Source organism: Nitrosomonas nitrosa (assembly GCF_003051105.1).
In the GTDB taxonomy this organism is placed as follows: Bacteria; Pseudomonadota; Gammaproteobacteria; order Burkholderiales; family Nitrosomonadaceae; genus Nitrosomonas; species Nitrosomonas nitrosa.
Genome location: NZ_QAOO01000010.1, coordinates 128,409 through 134,566, shown reverse-complemented (window position 1 = coordinate 134,566; position 6,158 = coordinate 128,409). Strand labels below are relative to the sequence as shown.

The window sequence follows — 6,158 nt, the reverse complement described above, 5'->3', positions numbered from 1 at the left end:
GTGGCATCAGGAATCCCTCGAAAACAATTTCTGTGTAAAGCCCATCTCAAAAAGTCGTATCTTCGCAAAATCCAGACTGTTTGGCTGCTAATTTTTCCACTCCTTCTGCTAACTCATGTAATAGATTGATTTATATCTATTCTTTAGAATCCCTTAATAATAAGGATCGTTTCGGGATCAGGTTGTCTGAACCAAGATTCGATGCCGTGCGGCACGACTACTCATGTAAAGGATAGCTCCCCAACGAAAGAATCAAAGTAAAATGGCTAGACATTAGACGGGACGGATAGGCAAGCGTTACAGCTCGATCATCGATCCCAACACCATTAACTTCTGCTATCGGTTTGAGCGATCGCTTTACCGATAACGAACACCAGCAGCCCGGCAACAATACCAGGGGTGATTTCGTAGAGGATGGGTGATAAGCCTAGTTGGGTCCAAACTATAACCGTCGCCGCGCCTGTCAATACCATCGTAACGGCTATTCGCTCAGATACTTGCTGTTTCAAGCAATAAACAATGAGAAGTGGACCAAATGCTGCAGCCAGCACGGCCCACGCATAGAGTACCAACTGAAAAACACTCTTACTGCCCGTCAAGGCGATAACGAGTGCGAGAAAAGTAACCAACACCGTGCTGAGCTTGGTTATCCAGATGTTTTCCTTTTTATGCCGGAAAAAGTCACGCGTGAGCGATGCCGAGCAACTGAGGATAAGTGAATCTGCGGTCGACATGGTGGCCGCGAACAAGCCTGCCAGAATCAATCCCCCCAGTATCGGTGGCAGCAGATCAATAGATAGCAGCGGTAATGCAAGTTCCGAGTCGAAATTATCGATATGCGGTATCAAAATTCTGGCCATTAACCCGACGGCGATCGTAACGGCATAAAACAGCGCGAACCAGCCATAGTAGTAAAGACGAGCACGCACGATATTTTGTGGATCATCCAACGCCATGAATCGGATCATAATATGCGGTTGACCCACGACCCCAAAACCTGCAAAACACCACCCCACTATGAATAGAACCGGACCTAGCCATCCTTGCACAGGTAAGTCCGGCGGAATCCAATCCATATAGCCAGCACTGATAGTATGCAAATGCATCCATGTAGCGCTCATTCCGCCGGTACTTTGAACCGCGAAAAAGAGCAAAGCGATCATGGACAGAATCATTACAAATGATTGTGCCGCATCGGTCCAGATAGAGGCCCGGATGCCGCCGGCAAAGCAGTAAGCCAGTACGATCATACTGCCAACGATCGCGCCTGCCGACAAATCCCATCCGAATAACACATGCAACGCCTTACTGCCAGCATTCAATTGTGCGGCTGCATAGGCGCCCAAAAATACCAAGGAAATCAACCCACAGACGACCCTGAGTTTTCGGTAGTCTGTTCCATTCCAGTGGCTGAGCACCCCGCTGAAGCTGACCTGCCCGGTGCGCTCAGTTGCAATACGCAATTGCTTATGGATCAAGAGCGATCCAGCGAAATCGCCCAAAAGCCAGCCGACCATGAGCCATACCGAGGATAATCCAGTCAGATAGGTAAAACCTATCATGCCGGTAAACATATAGCCGCTATTATTGGTTGCAACTGCCGAAAGCCCTACCAGCCATGGTTTGACCTGGCGACCGGCCAGCAAGTAATCGAGATTATCATGACGGCTTTTTATGATCGAAGCCAGGCCGATCAACGTAAAAACGAGCAGAAAAAAGCCGAAGCTGAGAACGATCACACCTGCGGCGCTATTGGTTCAAAATTCCTCGAAGCGATGTATTCAGGTCTTGGTGCGATACCGGCGTAAGGGTCGGTCAAGGTGTTTTCGATGCTGTTATAAACAAAAAAAGCATTGCTACGTGACAAGGGCGTGATATTGCCATTCGATCCATGCATGGTATTGCAATCAAAAAATATCACCGAGCCTGCTCTCCCCGTAAACACTTCAATACCATTGCGTTCAACCAACCATTCCAGCGTTTGGCGATCGGGTGTCCCGTACTCCTGCTTCTTGAGTGATTGCTTGTAGTGTTCCTTCGGGGTGGTGCCTTCACAGGTGACATAATATCGGTGCGAGCCCGGGATTACCATGAGTGAACCATTAAAGACGTAATTATCGGACAGTGCTATGGAACAACTGACTGCCCGCATCCGCGGCATCCCGTCCTCCACGTGCCAGGTTTCGAAATCCGAATGCCAGTAAAACTCCTTGCCTTCAAAACCAGGTTTAAAATTCAGACGCGACTGATGAATGTAGACCTTGCTGCCGATAATCGCTTCAACCACATCCAGTATGCGTTTGTCTCTCGATAGAGAAGTAAAAAGTGCATTGAGCGTATGAACGGAAAAAATAGATCGAATCTCGTTTGAAGCGGGCTCACGGATCGTCTCATCTCGGTTTTTGAGTGCATCGTCAGCCAGCAGCCGCTCCAGTTCAGCATGATAACGGCTGACCTCTTCAGGCAAGAACAGTTGATCAAAGATGACATAGCCATTTTCTTCAAAAAACTTGAGTTTCCCGGATAAATCCTCTGGCTGGTGCTGGATATCGGTATAGATCACGGGATCGATCCGTTCAATGATACCCCTGCCTGGCCCAATCCTTGAAGGATAAAAATCCTCGGTATGTCTCATCCGCTCACCTGTGCCGCTAGCAAAGACTGGCCTTCAGCCCTCTGATCGGCTAGACAATAGGCCCCATCTTCATCATGTGTTTCATTCCCCGTACACGGCGGGTTGAACACACAGACCATTCTCAATTTGGTTCGGGAACGCAAAATATGCTGATCATGCGCATTCAGCGCGTACAGGGTTCCCGGGCGAATGGCATATTTCTGACCATCGGATAACGACTCGAGCTCGCCTTCCCCCTCGATACAATAAACTGCCTCCAGATGATGTTTGTACCACATCCGTGTTTCGGTGCCAGGGTAGATAATCGTATCATGTAACGAAAAACCCATCCCGTCTGCACTCAACAAAAGCCGCCTAGATACCCAGTTTTCGGCTGCTGTCTCCCGTTCTGTTCCTGGAATCTCATCCAACTGTCTGATGATCATTGGCTTGCATACTCCTTTCTTTCGATTTTGGCTGGTGCCTGATGAAAGTTTTCAAACACATCGCTGATACTTTGATTGATGATCTTCATACCTTCATTCATCAATGCCTCATCTATCACCAAAGGTGGAATAATCTTGAGCACTTCGTCTTCAGAACCACAGCGTTCGACCAAAAGACCTAATTCAAATGCGCGCTCCGCGACCGCCTTGGTTTTCTCAGGGTCATGCATCTGAATACCATGAAGCATACCGCGTCCGCGCACATCCTTAATTGCCTGCGGGTAACGCAGCTTTAACGCAAAGAGATCACTTTGCAATCTATGCGACTTGACGGTCAGTTCTTTGCTGAAACTCTCATCGGACCAAAAAGTGTGAATCGCTTCGGCTGCCGCAACAAAAGCTAGATTGTTGCCTCGAAAGGTACCGTTGTGCTGGCCGGGTTCCCACTGGTCAAGCTCGGGCTTGAGCAGCACGAGCGACATAGGCAAACCATAACCGCCTAGTGATTTTGACAATAGCACCAAATCGGGCTCAATCCCCATTCCTTCAAAACTGAAGAATTGACCCGTTCGTCCGCAGCCTGCCTGAATATCATCGATAATGAGCAAGATATCAAATTCACGGCAAATCGCCTGAAGTCCTCTGAGCCACTTGGGCGAAGCTACATTGACCCCTCCCTCGCCCTGCACCGTTTCGACAATAAACGCCGCCGGCAGATCAACCCCGCTAGATGTATTCGCGATAAATTTCCGGATGTAATCCAGGCTATCGTGCTCGACACCAAGATATTTCTCATACGGCATGAAGGTCGTATTGTCGAGGGGCACACCTGCACCGCTGCGGTAGAGCACATTACCCGTAGCGGCAACAGACCCCATCGTTACGCCATGAAAACCACCCGTAAACGACACGATATTGGCACGCTGCTTAGCCAAGCGCGCTATTTTGAGTGCAGCTTCCACGGCATTGGTGCCGGTGGGTCCGGTGAATTGGATTTTGTAATTCAGGTTTCTAGGCTTGAGAATTACATTCTCGAAAGCGGTCAAGAAATCCTTCTTGGCGGTGGTTGCCATATCTAAACCGTGCACCACACCATCTTCATTGAGGTATTCGATCAGCTTCTTTTTGAATACGGGATGGTTGTGACCATAATTGAGCGTTCCCGCCCCACTGAAGAAATCGATATACTGTTTGCCTTCCTCATCAACCAATATCGAACCGGTTGCAGTCTTGAAAACTGCGGGAAAGGAGCGAATGTATCCTCGAACGTTGGATTCCAAGTGATTAAAAAATTGCATCGTAATATTCCTCTTAAAATTATCGGGTTACCTAAGCGGGCCGACCTTGTAAAGCACTTCATCTTCATGATGGCTCGAGCCAAATAGGTCTTTCGTAAAAAAATCGGATGTCTTACAGGCTGTCCCATATTGCTCTGCCAGACTCTGGAACAATTTCTGTGAAGCAAGATTGGAAGGATTGATCGTGGCTTCGACAAACCGAACATGCCTACATTCGATTCGATCGAGCAACGCATTAATGAGCTGTACGCCGAGCCCCAATCTTTGATAAGCGGGCCGCACGCAGATTTGCCAAATAAAAAGGGTATCTTGCTGCTCAGGTGGTATATAAGCCGTCACGAATGCTGCGTGTTCGCTATCTTTCTCGGCAATTGCACACGTCATTGAAAAATGCGTGCACATTAAAAGATAGGCATAATCTGAATTTACATCCAGTATGCCAGATTCCCGAACCATTGCCGTTATGGCAGGCCCGTCAGTTATTTTCGGTTTTCGTACGAAGATTCCACTTTCGTCTTTGATTGGCACTATCGATGGGCGCGTATCGCTGATTGTATTCATATACGCTGATTTGCCATGCGGACGACGTATTCGATCAAGTTATCGACCGTCGAAATCGATTCTATTTTTTCCGGCGGGATGGTAAGCCGGTATTTGTTCTCGAGCCCCACAACGATCCCGCGCAGCTCTTGGTGAGTGAGCCCCAGTTCTCCTTGCAAATTATAGTAACGATGATCGTATCGTCGCGGTGTCTGCTTCAATCCAGGGGTTAATTCCATCAGCGCAATATCTCTGCTGACTTGCTGGCGAGTTACCATAGTTTTATCCTCCTCTCTGGCACCAAACGCGCGAGCTGTATTCTCACGCTCGTTCACTCGGTTGGATTTGTATCAAAATATTTGTTTATCCTTCCTTAACTTAATGATTTAGGTTGATGTGCAGCGCTATTTTGTCAAAATCTCTTTTTCTATATCTTCCGCGCCTTCATGCAATATCTTTTTCTTTTCTTCACTTAACGCCTGAATTTCCTGCTCTGATTCAGCCAAAATGATTTCCCGTGCTTCAGCCGGTATCTTCCCCAATAAATCAAATATTTCCTTAACACCTGACAAATTGACTTTCTTGATGTGTGTCAAGTAGTGCACATACTGGATTTTGCTCAAATCAGTTTGCGAATAGAGGCGCCGATTGGTATCGGATCGGGATGGACGTATCACGCCTTTTTCCTCATAGGTTCTGAGAATTCTTTGAGGAATGCCTAAAATATCCTCAACGACACCAATGCTATACAAAGGCATATCAGGATCTATCTTGACCATGTGTGCGGTTATCTTACTCAGTGACAATAACTCCTATCTATGTATTTCAGTATAACATATACCTAATTTATGGCAAATAATAAGCATAAGTTAGTTATATTTCATTTATAGATTTATATATATAGTAAGCTATATTTATGTATATATTTTTAGAATTATTATTCTGATCATGATGTGATGGCATGCAAACTCTGCGATCGCTGCATTTATTGATAGCAAAAACAGGCAAGTACCGCGAAGACAACGCAGCGATCCTGGACAAAATCCCGACTAGGGATGAACTCAGCCGTATAAAAGCAGACTATGATTGCCTTGGCACAGTAGCAACGTAGGAGACGAATCAGATGGACAGATCAGATTGTTGAATTTTCAGGTGACGTTATCCTTGCCGGTATTCCTGGTAACCAATTTGGGGTTAGGCAGGACAGATTGCTTTTATGGTGCACTACTGCCACTGATACCATCTGTAACAACGTGAGAT

General features: G+C 46.9%; 8 protein-coding genes. 1 reads left to right on the top strand and 7 read right to left on the bottom strand.

Going from position 1 to position 6,158, the window contains the following annotated elements:
- Nucleotides 1-326: 326 nt before the first annotated feature.
- The 7 genes from C8R30_RS07660 to C8R30_RS07630 form a co-directional block, all read right to left on the bottom strand.
- Complete coding sequence (locus C8R30_RS07660; protein ID WP_090670552.1) at nucleotides 327-1,739, bottom strand: sodium/proline symporter; 1,413 nt, start codon at nucleotides 1,737-1,739, stop codon at nucleotides 327-329.
- Nucleotides 1,736-2,635, bottom strand: a complete 900-nt coding sequence (gene thpD, locus C8R30_RS07655) for an ectoine hydroxylase (RefSeq protein WP_090670555.1) — start codon at nucleotides 2,633-2,635, stop codon at nucleotides 1,736-1,738. The genes C8R30_RS07660 and thpD overlap by 4 nt, the downstream gene beginning before the upstream one ends.
- Entirely contained in the window at nucleotides 2,632-3,060 is a 429-nt protein-coding gene (locus C8R30_RS07650) for an ectoine synthase (RefSeq protein WP_090670558.1), read from the bottom strand. The genes thpD and C8R30_RS07650 overlap by 4 nt, the downstream gene beginning before the upstream one ends.
- Nucleotides 3,057-4,358, bottom strand: a complete 1,302-nt coding sequence (gene ectB, locus C8R30_RS07645) for a diaminobutyrate--2-oxoglutarate transaminase (RefSeq protein ID WP_204799315.1) — start codon at nucleotides 4,356-4,358, stop codon at nucleotides 3,057-3,059. Before ectB ends, C8R30_RS07650 begins: the two co-directional genes overlap by 4 nt.
- A gap of 27 nt (nucleotides 4,359-4,385) precedes the next feature.
- Nucleotides 4,386-4,919, bottom strand: coding sequence for a diaminobutyrate acetyltransferase (gene ectA, locus C8R30_RS07640; protein WP_090670564.1), 534 nt, complete (start codon nucleotides 4,917-4,919; stop codon nucleotides 4,386-4,388).
- Nucleotides 4,916-5,176 carry an acyl carrier protein gene (locus C8R30_RS07635; RefSeq protein WP_146162685.1) on the bottom strand — a complete coding sequence of 87 codons (261 nt, stop codon included), beginning with the start codon at nucleotides 5,174-5,176 and terminating at the stop codon, nucleotides 4,916-4,918. The genes ectA and C8R30_RS07635 overlap by 4 nt, the downstream gene beginning before the upstream one ends.
- A 126-nt stretch (nucleotides 5,177-5,302) precedes the next feature.
- Nucleotides 5,303-5,704, bottom strand: coding sequence for a MerR family transcriptional regulator (locus C8R30_RS07630; protein WP_143068232.1), 402 nt, complete (start codon nucleotides 5,702-5,704; stop codon nucleotides 5,303-5,305).
- 155 nt (nucleotides 5,705-5,859) lie between these two features.
- On the opposite strand from C8R30_RS07630, the gene C8R30_RS15865 reads away from it, so the two are divergent.
- The gene (locus tag C8R30_RS15865; protein WP_181258717.1) at nucleotides 5,860-6,009 is read left to right on the top strand and encodes a hypothetical protein; all 150 of its coding nucleotides are present in this window, start codon (nucleotides 5,860-5,862) and stop codon (nucleotides 6,007-6,009) included.
- Nucleotides 6,010-6,158: the final 149 nt, after the last annotated feature.